Annotated in this window: 12 protein-coding genes and 1 pseudogene; 9 read left to right on the top strand and 4 right to left on the bottom strand. The window is 59.7% G+C overall.

Annotation, left to right across the window (positions count from 1 at the left end):
- Window positions 1-158: 158 nt before the first annotated feature.
- Both fadD and rnd read left to right on the top strand, forming a co-directional pair.
- The gene (gene fadD / locus WJM78_RS10090) at window positions 159-1,835 is read left to right on the top strand and encodes a long-chain-fatty-acid--CoA ligase FadD (protein WP_157013433.1); all 1,677 of its coding nucleotides are present in this window, start codon (window positions 159-161) and stop codon (window positions 1,833-1,835) included.
- An 81-nt stretch (window positions 1,836-1,916) separates the two neighbouring features.
- Window positions 1,917-3,029, top strand: coding sequence for a ribonuclease D (gene rnd, locus WJM78_RS10085; protein ID WP_339015459.1), 1,113 nt, complete (start codon window positions 1,917-1,919; stop codon window positions 3,027-3,029).
- Window positions 3,030-3,076: 47 nt separating this feature from the next.
- Here the strand turns inward: rnd and WJM78_RS10080 are convergent.
- From WJM78_RS10080 to dusC, 3 genes and pseudogenes are all read right to left on the bottom strand, one after another.
- Window positions 3,077-3,232, bottom strand: a pseudogene (locus WJM78_RS10080) (ABC transporter substrate-binding protein); the annotation flags it as partial.
- 59 nt (window positions 3,233-3,291) lie between these two features.
- Window positions 3,292-3,660, bottom strand: a complete 369-nt coding sequence (locus WJM78_RS10075; RefSeq protein WP_042037682.1) for a TraR/DksA family transcriptional regulator — start codon at window positions 3,658-3,660, stop codon at window positions 3,292-3,294.
- 97 nt (window positions 3,661-3,757) lie between these two features.
- Complete coding sequence (gene dusC, locus WJM78_RS10070) at window positions 3,758-4,702, bottom strand: tRNA dihydrouridine(16) synthase DusC (RefSeq protein WP_212513144.1); 945 nt, start codon at window positions 4,700-4,702, stop codon at window positions 3,758-3,760.
- 176 nt (window positions 4,703-4,878) lie between these two features.
- On the opposite strand from dusC, the gene WJM78_RS10065 reads away from it, so the two are divergent.
- The 4 genes from WJM78_RS10065 to WJM78_RS10050 all read left to right on the top strand — a co-directional run bounded on the left by WJM78_RS10065 (window position 4,879) and on the right by WJM78_RS10050 (window position 9,143).
- Window positions 4,879-5,256 (top strand): YbaN family protein, encoded by a 378-nt coding sequence (locus tag WJM78_RS10065; RefSeq protein ID WP_042037684.1) that lies wholly within the window; start codon window positions 4,879-4,881, stop codon window positions 5,254-5,256.
- 133 nt (window positions 5,257-5,389) lie between these two features.
- On the top strand, window positions 5,390-5,935 hold the full coding sequence (apt, locus tag WJM78_RS10060) for an adenine phosphoribosyltransferase (protein WP_101347027.1): 546 nt from the start codon (window positions 5,390-5,392) through the stop codon (window positions 5,933-5,935).
- Between the two features lie 179 nt (window positions 5,936-6,114).
- Window positions 6,115-8,688, top strand: a complete 2,574-nt coding sequence (gene dnaX, locus WJM78_RS10055) for a DNA polymerase III subunit gamma/tau (protein ID WP_339015451.1) — start codon at window positions 6,115-6,117, stop codon at window positions 8,686-8,688.
- 125 nt (window positions 8,689-8,813) lie between these two features.
- Window positions 8,814-9,143, top strand: coding sequence for a YbaB/EbfC family nucleoid-associated protein (locus WJM78_RS10050; protein ID WP_042037688.1), 330 nt, complete (start codon window positions 8,814-8,816; stop codon window positions 9,141-9,143).
- Between the two features lie 316 nt (window positions 9,144-9,459).
- Here WJM78_RS10050 and WJM78_RS10045 read toward each other — a convergent pair whose 3' ends face one another.
- Complete coding sequence (locus WJM78_RS10045; RefSeq protein ID WP_339015447.1) at window positions 9,460-10,782, bottom strand: YjiH family protein; 1,323 nt, start codon at window positions 10,780-10,782, stop codon at window positions 9,460-9,462.
- Window positions 10,783-11,382: 600 nt separating this feature from the next.
- Between WJM78_RS10045 and WJM78_RS10040 the strand changes: the two genes are divergently transcribed.
- The 3 genes from WJM78_RS10040 to hrpA all read left to right on the top strand — a co-directional run bounded on the left by WJM78_RS10040 (window position 11,383) and on the right by hrpA (window position 17,110).
- Window positions 11,383-12,453: a helix-turn-helix transcriptional regulator gene (locus WJM78_RS10040; protein WP_339015445.1), complete on the top strand. Its 1,071-nt coding sequence runs from the start codon at window positions 11,383-11,385 to the stop codon at window positions 12,451-12,453.
- Window positions 12,454-12,538: 85 nt separating this feature from the next.
- Window positions 12,539-12,961, top strand: a complete 423-nt coding sequence (locus WJM78_RS10035; RefSeq protein WP_339015443.1) for a CBS domain-containing protein — start codon at window positions 12,539-12,541, stop codon at window positions 12,959-12,961.
- Between the two features lie 210 nt (window positions 12,962-13,171).
- Entirely contained in the window at window positions 13,172-17,110 is a 3,939-nt protein-coding gene (gene hrpA / locus WJM78_RS10030; RefSeq protein WP_339015442.1) for an ATP-dependent RNA helicase HrpA, read from the top strand.
- The last annotated feature ends 17 nt before the right edge of the window (window positions 17,111-17,127 follow it).

Raw genomic sequence — 17,127 nt, 5'->3', positions numbered from 1 at the left:
CACACGTATCCGTTGTTAATTCGCTGTTAATTGATGTGGCCCTATGTAAATATGGGTGACATTAGAGCATGAGCTTAAAACGACCGATTGAATTGGATGTGAACAGGGACGGAGGCAATACAGTGAGCGCACAGGTGCTAGTTATGCAGGAGAAGTTCGTGGAAAAAGTCTGGCTGAAGCGTTATCCACAAGGGGTTCCCGCCGAGATCAACCCAGACCAATACAGCTCCCTGGTCGACATGTTTGAGGCATCGGTGACCGAGTTTGCCGATCAGCCTGCCTTCGTCAACATGGGGCAAACCATCACCTACCGCCGACTGGAAGAGCAGTCCCGCGCCTTTGCCGCCTACCTGCAAAGCGAGCTCAAGCTCAGCCAGGGGGATCGGGTGGCTGTGATGATGCCGAACCTGTTGCAATACCCCATCGCCGTGTTCGGCATACTGCGCGCCGGTATGATAGTGGTGAACGTCAATCCGCTCTATACCCCGCGCGAGCTGGAGCATCAGCTCAAAGACTCGGGGGCCAAGGCCATCGTTATCGTCTCCAACTTTGCCCATACCCTGGAAAAAGTGGTCTACGATACCCCGATCAAGCATGTCATCCTGACCCGCATGGGCGACAACCTGGGGCTGGCAAAAGGCACCCTGGTCAACTTCGTGGTGAAATACGTCAAGAAGCTGGTACCCAAATACAACCTGCCCCACGCCAGCACCATGCGTCAGGCACTCTCCAAGGGGCGCTACCTGCAGTACATCAAGCCCGAGATCACCAACGATGATCTCGCCTTCCTGCAGTACACCGGCGGCACCACTGGCCTCTCCAAGGGGGCCATGCTGACCCATCGCAACATGATTGCCAACGTCGAGCAGTGCCTCGGCGTCTATGGCCCCATGCTGGCGCGGGGCAAGGAGTTCGTGGTCACGGCACTGCCGCTCTATCACGTCTTCGCCCTGACGGTGAACTGTCTGCTGTTCATGCGCCTGGGTGGCTACAACCTGCTCATCAGCAACCCGCGCGACATCCCAGGCTTTGTCAAAGAGATCAGAAAATACCCCTTCACCTGCATCACAGGGGTCAACACCCTGTTCAATGCCCTGGTCAACAACGGCGAATTCCAGTCGATGGATTTTGGCAAGTTGAAGCTGACCATAGGGGGGGGCATGGCGGTGCAACGGGCGGTCGCCGAACAGTGGAAGGGGCTGACCGACACCCCGCTGCTGGAAGGTTATGGCCTGACCGAGTGTTCGCCGCTGGTGAGCGTCTGCCCCTACGATCTGCTCGACTACAACGGCTCCATCGGTCTGCCGGTCTGCTCCACCGACATCCGTCTGGTGGATGACGCCGGTCAGGTGATCACCGAATGTGGCAAGCCCGGCGAGATGCAGGTGCGCGGCCCCCAGGTGATGGTGGGTTACTGGCAGCGTCCCGAGGCCACTGCCGAGGTGATGCAGGATGGCTGGCTCTGTACCGGCGACATCGCCGTGTGTGACGAGCAAGGTTTTTTCAAGATCGTCGATCGCAAGAAGGACATGATCCTGGTCTCGGGTTTCAACGTCTATCCGAACGAGATCGAAGACGTGGTGGCGCTTCACCCCAAGGTGCTGGAAGTGGCTGCGGTTGGCGTGCCGCACAAGGTTTCCGGCGAGCTGGTGAAGATCTTCGTGGTCAAAAAAGATGCAAAACTGCAGGAGGACGAGATTATTGCCCACTGCCGCACACATCTGACTGCCTATAAGGTGCCGAAACTGGTAGAATTTCGCGACGAACTTCCCAAGACCAATGTGGGCAAGATCCTGCGCCGCGTGCTGCGCGACGAGGAAATTGCCAAGCAATAACGGGCGATCCGCCGCTGTCATGCAAAACCGTGGGTCATGCCACGGTTTTTTCTTTTGGCCCTGATCAACGCGCAGGCAAAGATGCACTATCAACTCATTTCACAGCAAGCCGAACTGGAACAGTATCTCGCTTCCCTGGCCGACGTTCCCCTGGCCATCGATACTGAATTCGTCCGCACCCGCACCTATTACCCCCAGCTGGGCCTGTTCCAGATCTATGATGGCGAGCATCTGGCCCTGCTGGATCCCCTGGCTCTGAACCTCGCGCCCCTCTGGCAACGGCTTGGCCGGGCAGGGCAGATCGCCATACTGCACGCCTCCGGCGAAGACCTGGAGCTGATCCAGCACGAGGCTGGCCATCTGCCCAATCAGATGCACGATACTCAGCTGGCGACGGCCTTTCTGGGCTATGGCGTGTCGGTCGGTTTTGGCGCCCTGGCCAAGGATTTTCTCGGCGTGGAGCTGGTCAAGGATCAGGCCCGCACCGATTGGCTGGCTCGTCCGCTCACCGAGCGTCAGCTCGAATATGCGGCGGCTGATGTGTTCTACCTGATGCCGCTCTACGAGAAGGTGATGGCCCAGCTGCACGAGAGCGGCAAGTTTGCCTGGTTCGAGCAGGAGTGCCAGAACCACTCGGCCCGCAAGACCCAGGGCTGCGATCCCCGTCAGGCCTATCTCGACATCATCAATGCCTGGCAACTGGGACGCCGTGAACTGGCCATACTGCGCGAGCTGGCTGCCTGGCGTCAGCAAGAGGCGGTGCGCCGCGATCTGGCCCTTAACTTCGTGGTCAAGGAGCTGCATCTGTTCAAGATGGCGGAGCGCAAACCCACGTCGCTGCGCGATCTCAATGAGCTGGGGCTGGCTCCCATCGAGATCAAGATCCATGGCAAGCGGATGCTGGACATAGTCGCGACGGCCCAGCAGAGCGACCCTGCGGGCTGGCCTGATCCCATTCGCCGGCTGGTGGATTATCCCCAGTACAAGGCCGAGCTCAAGCGCATCAAGGGGATGGTGGAGGAGAAAGCCAAGGCCAGCAACATCCCGCCGGAACTGGTGGCGAGCAAGAAGATCATTCACCAGTACTTCACCTGGAGCTGGCGTATGAGCGATGAAGAGCGTGCTCGTGCTGACAAGCCCATGCTGCTACAAGGGTGGCGTCATGAGCTGGTGGGGCATCTGCTGGCACAATAAGCGACATAGTCAACAATGGGCCCAGCGGGCCCATTGTTCTATCTGCCTCACGGCTGCGGGTAGTGGTAGCGTGCGAGGATCTGCCTATATTCAGGGCTCTGCAGTAGGGCCCTGATGGCCTCGTCGAGCCGTTGCAACTGCTGTGGCGTGGTGGTGCGGCGGTTCAGCATCAAATGCACGGGTGTCTGCTGGATATAGATCAGATTGGATAGAAACGGCAGGCTGACCAGCCTGGAAGCGAGGATGCACAAATGTGCATCCCTCAGAGTTCGTGGGCGTGGAATCCCTTGCGATAGCGGGCTTCGCAGCGTGGGCAGCGTTGCAGGGTCGGATCCAGTTCGAGTTGCTCAATGGCAAGCGGCTCTTCGCAATCGGAACAGATGCCATAGAGCCCCAGATCCATTTGACAGAGAGCGGCATCAATCCGCTTGAGGCAGGCCACGCTCTGCTCCACCTTGGGCAAGTCGAGGCGACTGGTCAGCTCTACCAGCTGATCCCGTTCGCAGTGATCTACTTTTTCCGCCCACTCGTCACGCCGACAGGCCTTGAGCTGACCTATCAGCTCTTCTCTTACTTGTGCCCAGTCAGTCAGCAGGCGCTCACGCCACACGGCCAACCGAGCTTGCGTCATTTCACACACACTAGCCCCCAACAGACGAATTACAAATCCAGGGCAGTATAGGGAGACAACAGGATTATCAAGATGATATGCGTCAAGTAAAAGACGGTTAGATCACAGCTTTCGAGGCTTGCAGCAAGGCCTCCCGAATGGGAGCCGTCTCCTTGAACAGCCTGATATCGCGAAACAGCAGGTCGGCTTGCGGGTATTCCCGCTTGAGGTAGCTGAACCACTGCTTGATGCGGCTGGGGTAATAGTCCGCTTTCTCGCTGGCCAGATCCTGCTCGGTGTAGCTCACCATCAGCTGCAACACCTGTGCCCAGCTCATGTGGGCGCAGCCGGTCTTCATCACGTTGGCCAGGTTGGGCAGGGAGATGGCACCGCGCCCCACCATGAGGGCATCACAGCCGGAGACGCTGGCGCAGGCGAGGGCATCTTTATGATCCCAGATCTCGCCGTTGGCCGTGACAGGGATGGGCAGGGCGCGGCGGATGGCGTCCACATACTCCCAGTGGGCCGGGGCTTTGTAGCCTTCGCGCTTGGTGCGGGCATGCACCGCCAGCTCGTTGGCGCCCGCCTGATAGACGGCCTGGGCGTTCTCCAGGTAGAGATCCTTGTCATCGTATCCGAGGCGGATCTTGGCGCTCACCGGCAGATGGGCTGGCACCGCCTCCCGCACCGCCTTGACGATGCGGTAGATGGTGTCGGGCTCTTTGAGCAAGACGGCGCCGCCCTTGCTCTTGTTCACCGTGGGGGCAGGGCAGCCAAAGTTGAGATCGACCCCGGGGGAGCCAAGCTCGATGGCGCGTGCCGCGTTCTCGGCCAGCCATTCGGGGTGTTGCCCCAGCAGTTGCACCCTTACCGGGGTGCCGGCGCGGGTCTTGCCACCCTGCTTGAGTTCGGGCGCGAGCCGATAAAATACCTTGGCAGGCAGCAACTGATCGACCACGCGGATAAACTCGCTGACGCAGAGGTCGTAGTCGTTGACGGAGGTGAGTACCTCCCGCATCAGGTGATCCAGCACCCCCTGCATGGGGGCCAAAATAACGCGCATAGCTGCTTCCGAAGGCAAGGGGAGAAAAAAGAGCGCAGATTGTAGTGGCAATGGCCGGCGTTGTCAGCCATCAGCCCACTCGTTGAGCCTCATCAGCCGACGCTCGCAGGTCTGGGTTGTCAGCTTTTGGGTCAACTCTGTTACGCTAAGCAGAGCTGAATTGAAGAGGAGCGGCCATGAAACGTTGGTGTCTGATGGGATTGGGCTGGTTGGCATTCGTCACCGGCATCATAGGAATCGTGCTGCCCCTGTTGCCGACCACCCCCTTCATGTTGTTGGCGGCGGCGCTGTTTGCCCGTTCGTCCCCCCGCTTTCACCGCTGGCTGCTGGCTCACCCCTGGTTTGGCCCGCCCATCGTCGATTGGCAGCAGTATCGCGGTATTCGTCGTCATGCCCGTCGGCGGGCCATCATCTTCATTCTGCTCACTTTCTCGGTATCGCTGGCGGTGGTGCCGCTGCTCTGGGTCAAGGGGCTGCTGGTGGTCATAATGGTGATCCTGCTCACCTGGTTAATGCGTCTGCCGGTACTGGAGCCAGTTGCAATGGCGAAGTGAAGTCCCTAAGCTATTGCGGCAATAATGCTATGGAGTCGGCCTGTCATTTTTGCGTGACGGGCCTTTTTATTTCCCGCTGGCGGGAATCGAGAAATACGGCCACGCCTGGGCTCAAAAAATAAGCGGTCAAACAATGAATCCGGATACCCTGAAATTTATCGAAGCGAGCATCAAGACCATCCCCGACTATCCGAAGCCGGGCATTCTGTTTCGTGACATCACCAGCCTGATAGAGAACGCGGAGGCCTTCAAAGCTACCATCGATCTGTTGGCTGAGCATTATCGTGATCAAGGGATCACCAAGATCGTCGGCACCGAGGCCCGCGGCTTCATCTTCGGTGCACCGGTCGCCTTCGCCATGGGCCTGGGGTTTGTGCCGGTGCGCAAGCCGGGCAAGTTGCCCCGTGCAGTGATCGAGGAGTCCTATGCCCTCGAATACGGTACCGATACCCTGCAACTGCACACTGATGCCATCGTGCCGGGTGACAAGGTGCTGGTCGTCGATGATCTGCTGGCCACCGGCGGTACCGTCGATGCGACCGTCAAGCTCATCCGCCGGGCCGGTGGTGATGTGGCCGATGCGGCTTTCATTATCTCCCTGCCATCTCTGGGCGGCGATGCCCGCCTGACGGCGGCCGGCATCAAGGTCGTCTCACTGGTCGAATTGGCTGGCGAGTAATCCCCCCGGATGCAACGCAGGCCTCGTCAGCCTGTTGCGTGTCCCGAAACCGGTGCCCATCCGGGCATCGGTTTGAAATTCAAGCGATCCCTCCCGCCCTCGCCGATAGCCGATACAGCCCGCCTGGCATTTGTGTTAGCATTCTGTCTCAATGCCTTGTCATCCCTGCATCGAGACTTATGAGCTATCAGGTTCTGGCGCGTAAATGGCGCCCCCATACGTTTGAACAAGTGGTAGGCCAGCATCATGTGCTGACCGCCTTGACCAACGCCCTGGATCAGGGACGGCTGCATCATGCCTATCTGCTGAGCGGTACCCGTGGGGTTGGCAAGACCACCATAGCCCGCATTCTGGCCAAGAGTCTCAATTGTGAGCAGGGGATCAGCAGCCATCCGTGCGGTGTGTGCGACACCTGCCGCGAGATCGATCAGGGCAACTTTGTCGATCTGCTGGAGATTGATGCGGCGTCCCGCACCAAGGTGGAAGACACCCGCGAGCTGCTCGACAACGTGCAGTATCGCCCGGCCCGCGGCCGCTTCAAGGTCTACCTCATCGATGAAGTGCACATGTTGTCGCGCCACAGCTTCAACGCCCTGCTCAAAACCCTGGAAGAGCCGCCCCCCTATGTGAAGTTCCTGCTGGCCACCACGGATCCGCAGAAGCTGCCCATTACCATCCTCTCCCGCTGCCTGCAGTTTCATCTCAAGAGTCTGGATCAGACCCAGATCGCCAAGCAGCTCGAATGGGTGCTGGATCAGGAGGGGCAACCGTTCGAGCCGCGCGCTCTGCAAGCCTTGGCCAAATCGGCCGACGGCAGCATGCGCGATGCCCTGAGCCTGACCGATCAGGCGCTGGCTCACGGCAATGGCAGCGTGCGTCTCGAGAGTGTGCTGGCCATGCTGGGTACGCTCGATCACCGCCACCTGCACCAGTTGCTGGAGGCCATCTTGCGCCAGGATGCTCCGGCGGCCATGGCCAAGATCACCGAGATTGCGACCCTGGGGCCCGATTTTGATCAGCTGCACGCGGAGCTGGAAGGGCTGCTGCATCGCATCGCCATGGCGCAGTTGCTGCCCGCCACCGTGCAGGAGCAGGGGGCGGATGCCGATGCCCTGTTGCAGCTGGCTCAGGCCATGAGCCCGGAAGAGGTGCAGCTCTGCTACCAGATAGTGCTGGGGGGGCGTAAGGATCTGCCCTGGGCCCCCGATGGCCGCACCGCGCTCGAGATGACCTGCCTGCGCATGCTGGCCTTCTCCCCGCGCCGTGAGGCCGTGCACCCGGCCAACCTTGCCGCTCTGTCGCCCGTGGCTGGTGTGAGGACTGCACCGGCCCCGCTGGGAAAGCCTCAGGGGGTTGAGCCAGCCCCCGCTTCGGCCACCGCGACTGTGGCCCCACCGGCTGTCTCTACTGATGCTCCAACCCTCACGCCGGGGGTGCCCTCCCTTGTGCAGGCTGAGCCTGTCATCCCTCGCTCTGTGGATGAGCAAGAGAATGCCAGCGACGCGCTGAGCGCGCCGCTGTTTGCCGAGCAGGACGAGCTGCTGCGTGAAGCGCAGCAGATGGGCTATGAGGGATCCTCTGGCGCGAGTGAGCCAATGGCTCCCGTCAGCAGGCGTGACGACGCGCTGCAGGACGCCTCATTGACAGCCCCGCTATCCCCTGAGCCTCATATGGAGGCAGCTCCCGTTGCCGAGCCGCAAGCGGCCCCCTCTGCTGCGTCCAGCATGCAGAGCCTGCTGGGCAAGCGCAATCTGCTGCGCAGCCGCCTGCGTGGTGAGCCAGGGGCCACCGCCGTTGCGTCTGCACCACCTCGTGTTGCTCCCACCAGGCCGGTGACGGCCCCCGAGGCCAGCCCGATCGTGCCGCCGGTTGCTGCGCCAGCATCCCCCGGCTGGCCACCCGCTGCCGTGGCGCCGATCCAGAGTACTGCGGTAGCGGGCTATGAGGATCTGCCGCCGCTCGACGCCTATGACGACAGTGGCAGCGATTACGAGGAGTACCTGAGCCAGGGCTTTAGCGATGCGGTTGCCAGTGCGCCCATGCCGAACCGGTTGCCGGCGGCTCCTGCGGCCAGCGCCGGGCCTGCCTATGCTCAGGCTGCCCCTGCTCCCGTTCCCGCCAGCGCTCGCCCCAACCCCGACGATCTGCCGCCCTGGGATCTGGACGGTACGTCGGCCGCGAGGGCACAGGTCGCGCCTGCCGTGTCCAGCCCCGCACCCGCGATGCCCCAGGTTGCTGCTGCCAGCGCACCTCAGCCGACGGCGACCTCCGTGATGGAGGCCATCGACTGGGATGAGCTGGAGAGCGACAGTCAATCCGAGGAGGGGGAAGCGGTCGCCAGATTGATCCCGTCCTCCTTGCTGGTCAACTGTGGGGATCCCTGGTCCGAGCTGATTGCCCGCACCGGGGTCGGCGGTCGGCTGCGTCAGCTGGCGATCAACGCGGTCATGAGCCAGCAGGGAGAGACAGTGCAGCTGATCCTCAAGCCCGAGCAGCGCCACCTGATCAGCGATCGGGCCCGCGCCGATCTGGCCGAGATCATAGGCCCGGAGCTGGGTCAGGCCGTGCAGGTGGAGGTGACCCTGGGCCTGGTACCCGATAAGGAGACGCCCCTTGAGATAGAGCACCGCCTCTATTTGGGTGTGCGCGAGCAGGTAAGCCGGGATCTGGAGTTGGATCCCAATGTGCAGTTTTTAGTTCAGCGGTTTGGTGCCATGCTCCACCACGAGAGCATAGAGCCGCTAAGCAATTGAATTCGATGTTTAACACCCATGCCGGGCTCAGTGCCCGGTTGAAAAGCGGTTTGTTTGTCCCCATCTAGGACAGACAAGCCCACAGCCCGGCGCTGGATGCCGGATTTCAAGACGAGAGACGACATATGTTTGGTAAAGGTGGAATGGGGAACCTGATGAAGCAGGCCCAACAGATGCAAGAGCGCATGCAGAAGATGCAAGAGCAGCTTGCCCAGATGGAAGTGGTCGGCGAAGCCGGTGCTGGTATGGTCAAGGTCACCATGGCCGGCAGCCACAGTGTGCGTCGCATCGAGATCGACCCGAGCCTGATGGAAGATGACAAAGAGATGATCGAAGATCTGGTCGCTGCCGCCGTCAACGATGCCGTTCGTCGTGTGGAAGAGCAAAACAAGACCAAGATGGGTGAGCTGACCGGCGGCATGCAACTGCCCCCGGGCATGAAGCTGCCCTTCTAAGCATGTCGACGTAAATCCAATGCTTCGATAGGGCAGCGCGGGCTAAGGGCCAGGCAGATCTGATGCTCTCGCGATGTGACGCAGGGTGGGTGTTTCGTACGTTCCCCATCTGGCATGGCAAGCCTCATCAAGCATGACCAGGACGCAGTTGATGCAGGCACTCTGTATCAGCTGCGTTTTTTTATGGCGTGCGTGCCAAGTCAGCCCCTGTTGCGGCGGGCGTTATGGCTGCTGTGCCAAAAAGTGAAGGCGCCCTCGGGCGCCTTCTTGGTTGGTGCACGTGCTTGCGTTTCCCCACCAGGGTGTTCCACCTCGCTTAACTCAGCCAGCCTGCCGCCATGGCCAGCTTGCCGCAGAGTGCTGCCAGCACTATGCCGAGCAGGGTACGCAGGAGCCAGATCACCACCAGCTGGCTCACGCTCACCGGGATCCTGGTGGCCAGGATGCAGGGGATAGAGGCGGAGAAGAAGAGGACAGAGCTGACCGAGATCACGGCGGTGACATAGCGCACCAGCAGATCCGCATCTTTGAGCAGGATGGCGGGCAGGAACATCTCTGCCAGCCCGGCCGAGAGCGATCTGGCGGTCTCCAGTGGCTCGCCCAGATCAAGCAACCAGGTCAGGGGCCACAGTAGCCAGCCCAACAGGTCGAACAAGGGGGTGTGCTGCGCCAGCAACAGGCCGAGCAGGCCGACCGACAATATGGTGGGCACCACGGCGGCCGCCATGCTGAGGCCATCTTTGAGGTTGTCTTGCAACTGGCGCAGCAGGGGGTCTGCCTGACTGGATTGGCTCAGCCCGGATGCCAGCGCGGCTTGCCAGCGGCGCATGCCGGCTGGCAGTGGCTCATCGGTTTCCCCGTGATGGGCCATGTTGGAGATAGGGGGCACGCGCGCCAGAATGGCGGTGATGACAAAGGTGATCACTAGGGTGGACCAGAAATAGAAGTTCCAGTGTTCCATCAGGTTGAGGGTCTTGGCCACAATGATCATGAAGGCGGCCGACACGGTGGAAAACCCGGTGGCTATGATGACGGCTTCCCGCACCGTGTATTTGCCCGCGAGGAAGACCCGGTTGGTGATGAGCAGCCCAACCGAATAGCTGCCGACGAACGAGGCTACCGCATCAATGGCGGAGTGCCCCGGTGTGCGCCATAACGGCCGCATCACGGGCTGCATCAGTACCCCGATCAGTTCCAGCAGACCGAAGCCGAGCAGGAAGGTGAGGGCCATGGCACCGATGGGCACGATGAGGCCGACCGACATGGCCAGCTTGTCGAACAGAAAGGGCAGGCGATCCGGGGTCATCAGCCAGGCCGGTCCCAGCTCGGCGACATACATCAACGCCAGACCAAGACCGAGCAGCTTGAACAGGCTCAGGAGTCTGTCGATGGGACGCGCGCGCCAGCGGCCATCCAGCAGCGGAGTCACGGCCCCATAAGCGATCAGTAACAGGATCAATCCCAAAGCCAATGGCCGCTGTGCCATCAGCAAGCCAGCCAGGTGATCCACCAGTATGGTGCTGCGTCCTGCCAGCTCGAACGGGATGAAAAAAATGGCGATGCCAAGCAGGCCGGTCAGCAACAGCTTGATGCCGGCGCCTGATTTCGTGGGGGCGATGAGCACATTGTCCTGTTCCATCTCGTCATTTCTCCTTGGTGGTGTAACGCCTGCCCGACATCTGACCGAGTAAATTGTATATACATTACCGTCCCGGGCTCACAAATCAAACATAAAATTAACCAAAATGAAACATCGGTGCATTGGATCTGGCGTGAGATGGCGATCTGCGCGTATGGGAGGCAAAGGGGGGATGAGTGGCGATAACAGCGTGGCTGGATAGATGGGCAGTAAAGGGGGTGAGTGCAGTCAGGCAGATGTGGCGCTATGGTGCTGGCATTGTCAGACCCAAAATAACTAGGCCAGGGGAGGCAGGGGGCGGGATCTTTATTGGAGCCGGGTCGGTTGTTGGGGCCAAAGGGGAAAAAATGCGAGGTTTGTCATGGGAGCAGGATCTCACCGTGGTGGTAACCCCGATGACGATAAAAATATCCATAGCGACAAAAATCATATAAAACATTAACTTGGATTTAAGATTTTCGCTTTCACCCATCCTTATGGACTTTTATCATTACTATTTATGGATCAGTTATAAAACCTTTGTTCATTTGACTACTTTTCGGGTTTCTCATTGCAGAGTAAGATGCCACCTCAATAAAAATAAGAATTAGGAGTTCGGGAGTGAAGGCATTAGCAAAAGAAAGGGTATCACCCTATATAAGCCAGTTATATGAGTGCGGTATTAATGATTCTGACATTAAGTTGGTGGTGGATCAGTTCCGCTCCGATGTGTCAGGCAGTTCTTCGCTGTTTCTGTTACGGGATGATGACAAGAGCGACGGGATAAAACTCTTCTCCAGCGGGCTGACAGAGGCACAGCAGCAGTTCTATGTACAGCACCATCGCCAGGATGTGTGGTTCAATCACTATCTGGACAAGGGCTGCCAGGGCATAGTCAATGCCACGACACTGTCCAATTCGACGGGGCTGCTTGCCAGTTTCGGTGCGCAATTTGCGGCCGGGGGGGTCTGCCGGGTAAAGGGGCGGGGTCTTAGCAGCTTGTGCACCTATCGTGGTGCCAGCCAGGAAGATTTCAGCGCTCAGGATATCTCCTCGCTGGCAGAGGTTTATTCTGGTTTTGCGGCCTGGAGTAACCATTATTGGAACTTGCTGGCGCTGGAAACCCAGAACTATCAGCTGCAGCAACTGGTTAAAAACCATAATAAGCCCAGCGCCATCGTCGATGACAAAGGCCATATCCATTATTCCAATGTGGCCTTCAATCGTATCTCCGATGAGAATGTGGAGTTACGGGCCGTTAATGGTATGTTTTCGCTGCACAATAAGGAGCAACAACGCCAGTTCAAGGAGATCCTGAATGGCTTTGCTTACTTGTTGCCAGGAGCGAGCGCGTATATGTCTATTTCCCGACAGGCCAATTTAAGGCCGCTGCTGATCCAGTGTACGCTGATGAGCGGTCTCAGCCGGTTCGAGCGCTATGTGGAAGTCGTGCTGCGGGATCCCGAGCACTCTTTCAATCCCGACATAGAGGCGCTGGCCAGCCTCTATCCGCTGACCATAGGCGAGAAGGAGCTGCTGGTGCTGATGAGCAAGGGTTACAGCAGCAACGACATCGCCGAGCTGCGTGGGGTCAAGGTGGAAACCGTCCGCTCGACCCTCAAGGGGGTGTTCAAGAAGACCGACTGCCACAGTCAGAACGAGCTGCTGCTGTTGCTGCAATCCTTCTCCTGATCGGGTGCGAGCTATGCTTGGAGTGAACCGGACATAGTGTCCGGCTTGCGCCTCCCGCCCGGGAGGCTGGTTGGGGGAACGCACAATGGAATCACTCAAGGCAAAGGATTATATGCAGACCCGGCCCATCACGTTCAGCGCTGACATGATGGTGCAGTCTGCGGTCGAAAAGTTTCTCAACAGTCACCAACTTGGTGGCCCTGTGGTGGATGCGCTGGGTCATCTGATCGGCTGGGTTTCCGAGCAGGACTGCATCGCTGTCATGCTCAAGGAGGCCTATCACTGCGAGCAGGTGGCCCAGGTCAAGGATGTGATGCGCAAGGAGGTGCTGGCGGTCGGGCCCGACACCAGCATTCTGGAGCTGGCCGAGATGATGATGGGGCAAAAGCCCAAGATCTATCCTGTGGTGGAGGAGGGACATCTGCTCGGGGTGATCAGTCGTCACAATGTGATGCTGGCGATCCACGCCCAGCTGGCTACCTGTTTCGTACACAAGGCCCGTGCCTGATCGGATTGAGTGTCATGAGTCATCGGGAGCAGGCCGCGGCCTGCTCTTTTTATTCAGGTCATTCAGATACTTCTGTCCAAACGCCCGTTATTCCGCTTTTCATCGCCATCCCAATCGCTTTAAGGCTTGCACCGCTCTTCCTCGCTCTTTAGGATCTCCCGAAGCTTGTCGATATGGCCCCTCTGGGCACTCATTTAAGGAATTCGTACCTTGTCTCTCTCTATCGAGGCGCTGCGCCGCCGTCTTTCTGCCTGCATGAATCTCGATGCCCGCCGTCTTTCCAGTCGTCTGCACGGGGTCAAAAAGCTGCCTGAGGGCAAGCAGGCTGCCGTGCTTGAGACCATCGCTGCGGATCTGGATGTTGCACAGGCGCGTTATCAGTCTCGTCTGGCGGGCGTGCCCAAGGTCACCTATCCGGACAATTTGCCGGTCAGCCAGAAGCAGGCGGAGATCGCCAAGGCGATCAGTGAACATCAGGTGGTGATCATCGCCGGTGAAACCGGCTCGGGCAAGACCACCCAGATCCCCAAGATTTGTCTCTCGCTCGGGCGCGGGGTGAAAGGCTTCATCGGCCACACCCAGCCGCGGCGCCTCGCGGCCCGTACCGTGGCGGCCCGTATTGCCGAGGAGATGGAGTCCGAGCTCGGCCACTACGTGGGTTATAAGGTGCGCTTTACCGATCAGGTGAGCGAGCAGACCCACATCAAGCTGATGACAGACGGTATTTTGCTGGCGGAGATCCAGAACGACCGTATGCTCACCCAGTACGACACCATCATCATCGATGAGGCCCACGAGCGCAGCCTCAACATCGACTTCATCTTGGGCTACTTGAAGCAGCTGCTGCCAAGGCGCCCCGATCTCAAGGTGATCATCACCTCGGCCACCATAGACCCGCAGCGTTTCTCACGCCATTTCAACAAGGCGCCGGTGATCGAGGTTTCCGGCCGCACCTATCCCGTGGAGGTGCGTTATCGCCCCCTGTTTGTCGATAAAAAAACCGGCGACAAGAGTGAAGTGCTGGAGGAGCGCGACGAGCTGCAGGGCATCTTCGATGCGGTGGAGGAGCTGGCCCGCGAAGGGCTGGGGGATATCCTCATCTTCATGAATGGCGAGCGGGAGATCCGCGATACCACGGAGGCTCTGCGCAAGCTCAATCTGCGCGACACCGAGGTGTTGCCGCTCTACGCCCGTCTCTCCAACGCCGAGCAGAACAAGGTGTTCCAGCAACATGCCGGCCGGCGGATCGTGCTCGCCACCAACGTGGCGGAGACCTCGCTGACAGTGCCGGGCATTCGCTACGTCATCGATCCGGGTACTGCCCGTATCAGCCGCTACTCCTGGCGCACCAAGGTGCAGCGCCTGCCTATCGAGCCTGTCTCCCAGGCTAGTGCCAACCAGCGCAAGGGGCGTTGCGGCCGGGTGGCGGACGGTATCTGTATCCGCCTCTACTCGGAGGAGGATTTCAACGGCCGTCCGGCCTTTACTGATCCCGAGATCCTGCGTACCAACCTGGCCTCCGTCATTCTGCAGATGCTGGCGCTGGGGCTTGGCAACATGGAGGCTTTCCCCTTCGTCGAGCCGCCCGAGTCACGCCACATCAAGGATGGCCTGAGCCTGCTCAAGGAGCTGGAGGCGGTGCGTGAACTGCCTGCTCGTCACCTCGCCGCCCAGCAAGCTGGCCAGGATCAGGAGCCCAAGTTACAGCTGACCGACATTGGTCGTCAGCTGTCGCGCATCCCCCTTGATCCGCGTCTGGCGAAGATGGTGATCACGGCGGCGCAAACCGGCTGCTTGAGCGAGGTCATGGTGATCACGGCGGGCCTCAGTATCCAGGATCCCCGCGAGCGGCCGATGGAGAAGAAGCAGGCCGCCGATGAGCAGCACAGACGCTTTGAAGACAAGGATTCTGATTTCCTCGCCTTCGTCAATCTGTGGAACTACCTGAAAGAGCAGCAGGATGCGCTCGGCAGCAACCCGTTCCGCCGCATGTGCCAGAAGGAGTTTCTCTCTTACCTGCGGGTGCGCGAGTGGCAGGATATCCACTTTCAGCTGCGCCAGACGGTGAAAGAGTTGGGTTTCAAGGCCAACCATGAACCGGCAGATTTCAAGACGGTGCACTGCGCCCTGCTGACCGGTCTCTTGAGCCATATTGGCAACAAGGATCTTGAGAAACCCGAGTTTCTCGGTGCCCGCAACGGCCGCTTCCACCTTTTCCCGGCGTCGGGCCTGTTCAAGAAGCCGCCCAAGTGGGTGATGGCCGCAGAATTGGTAGAGACCTCGCGTCTCTACGCCCGGGTCAATGCCAAGATCGAACCGGAATGGGTGGAACCGCTGGCGGCGCATCTCATCAAGCTGCACCACAGCGACCCGCACTGGTCGAAGAAAAATGGCGCCGTGATGGCCAAGGAGAAGGTGACCCTCTATGGCCTGACCCTGGTCAATGAGCGCACCATCAACTTCAGCCGCCTCGATCCGGCCCTGTGCCGCGAGCTGTTTATTCGCCGCGCGCTGGTGGAGGGGGATTTCGAGACCCGTCACCGTTTCTTTGGCGAAAACCGCAAGCTGCTGGCCGAGGTGGAAGCACTGGAGCACAAATCCCGTCGCCGCGACATTCTGGTGGATGACGAGGATCTGTTCCGCTTCTACGATGCCCGTTTGCCGGAGGAGGTGATCTCAAGCCGCCACTTCGACAAGTGGTGGAAGGAGGCGCAAAAGCAGGATCCCGAGCGGCTCAACTTCGAGAAAGAGATGTTGATGAAGGGGGATGCGGCCCACATCAGCGATCTCGACTACCCCAACTTCTGGCAGCAGGGACGCCTCAAGCTCAAATTGAGCTACCAGTTCGAACCGGGGGAGGCGGCGGATGGCGTCACCCTGCACATTCCGCTGCCGCTGCTCAATCAGGTGGAAGTGAAAGGGTTTGAGTGGTTGATCCCCGGGCTGCGCCATGAGCTGCTGGTGGCCCTCATCAAGTCGATGCCAAAGCCAATGCGTAAGAACTTCGTGCCGGCGCCCAACTATGCCGACGCGCTGCTCGCCAGCCTCAACCCCGAGCAGGGGCCGCTGCTGGACGAGATGGAGCGCCAGCTGCGGCGGATGACCGGGGTCACAGTGCCTCGCGAGTCGTGGGACTGGAATGCGGTGCCCGATCACCTGAAGCTCACCTTTCGGGTAGTGGATGACAAGCACAAGCAGGTGGCGGAAGGGAAAGATCTGGAGGCGCTGAAAGAATCCCTGCGTGGCAAGGTGCAGGAGACCTTGTCGCAAGTGGCGGATGACGACATCGAGCAATCCGGCCTGACCCTGTGGAGCTTTGGCGAGCTGCCCCAGGAGTACAGTCAGAAGCGCGGTGGCTTCGAAGTGAAGGCCTATCCGGCGCTGGTGGATGAGAAGGACTCTGTTTCCATCCAGCTGGTGGAGAGTCCGGTGGCCCAGCAACAGCTGATGTGGGCGGGTCAGCGCCGGCTGGTGCTGCTCAACGTGCCATCTCCCATCAAGTACTTGCAGGAGAAGCTGCCCAACAAGGCCAAGCTGGGGCTCTACTTCAACCCCTTTGGCAAGGTGGCCGAGCTTATTGACGACTGCATTGCCTGTGGCTGCGACAAGCTCATCGAGCGCCACGGCGGCCTGGCCTGGGACGAGGCGGGGTTCGAGGCGCTCAAGGAGTATGTCCGCGCCGAGCTCAACGATGCCGTGGTGGAGGTGGCCAAGCAGGTAGAGGCAGTGCTGACCCTCTCCCATGAGATCAAGAAGCGGCTCAAGGGCAAGATGCAGCTCGATACCGCGTTTGCCATGTCAGATATTCAGCTCCAGCTCGACAAACTGATCCATAAAGGCTTTGTGACCGAGACCGGCTGGCAGCGTCTGCCGGACTTGTTGCGTTACTTGCGCGCCATTGAGCGCAGGATGGAAAAGTTGGCCATCGATCCCAACCGGGATCGGGTTTACATGCTCAAGGTGCAGAGCGTGGAGGCCGATTACAAGGGGCTGCTGGCCAAGATCCCAACATCCCAGCTGATCCCCGCCGAGGTGGCCAATATCCGCTGGATGATCGAGGAGCTGCGGGTGTCATTTTTTGCCCAGAATCTGGGGACCCCCTATCCGGTGTCAGATAAACGGGTGCTTAACGCCATCGCCCAGTGCTAAGCTGCTATCTGTCTGTT

Source organism: Aeromonas popoffii, assembly GCF_037818705.1.
Taxonomy (GTDB): domain Bacteria; phylum Pseudomonadota; class Gammaproteobacteria; order Enterobacterales; family Aeromonadaceae; genus Aeromonas; species Aeromonas popoffii.
The sequence above is the reverse complement of the archived record's forward strand: the minus strand, read 5'-3'. Positions and strand labels throughout refer to the sequence as shown.

What these genes read in the sequence shown, in the direction of transcription:
- rnd (WP_339015459.1), top strand. Translation starts at nt 1,917, where the DNA reads ATGCACTATCAACTCATTTCACAGCAAGCCGAACTGGAACAGTATCTC.
- WJM78_RS10075 (WP_042037682.1), bottom strand. Translation starts at nt 3,660, where the DNA reads ATGACGCAAGCTCGGTTGGCCGTGTGGCGTGAGCGCCTGCTGACTGAC.
- dusC (WP_212513144.1), bottom strand. Translation starts at nt 4,702, where the DNA reads ATGCGCGTTATTTTGGCCCCCATGCAGGGGGTGCTGGATCACCTGATG.
- WJM78_RS10065 (WP_042037684.1), top strand. Translation starts at nt 4,879, where the DNA reads ATGAAACGTTGGTGTCTGATGGGATTGGGCTGGTTGGCATTCGTCACC.
- apt (WP_101347027.1), top strand. Translation starts at nt 5,390, where the DNA reads ATGAATCCGGATACCCTGAAATTTATCGAAGCGAGCATCAAGACCATC.
- dnaX (WP_339015451.1), top strand. Translation starts at nt 6,115, where the DNA reads ATGAGCTATCAGGTTCTGGCGCGTAAATGGCGCCCCCATACGTTTGAA.
- WJM78_RS10050 (WP_042037688.1), top strand. Translation starts at nt 8,814, where the DNA reads ATGTTTGGTAAAGGTGGAATGGGGAACCTGATGAAGCAGGCCCAACAG.
- WJM78_RS10045 (WP_339015447.1), bottom strand. Translation starts at nt 10,782, where the DNA reads ATGGAACAGGACAATGTGCTCATCGCCCCCACGAAATCAGGCGCCGGC.
- WJM78_RS10035 (WP_339015443.1), top strand. Translation starts at nt 12,539, where the DNA reads ATGGAATCACTCAAGGCAAAGGATTATATGCAGACCCGGCCCATCACG.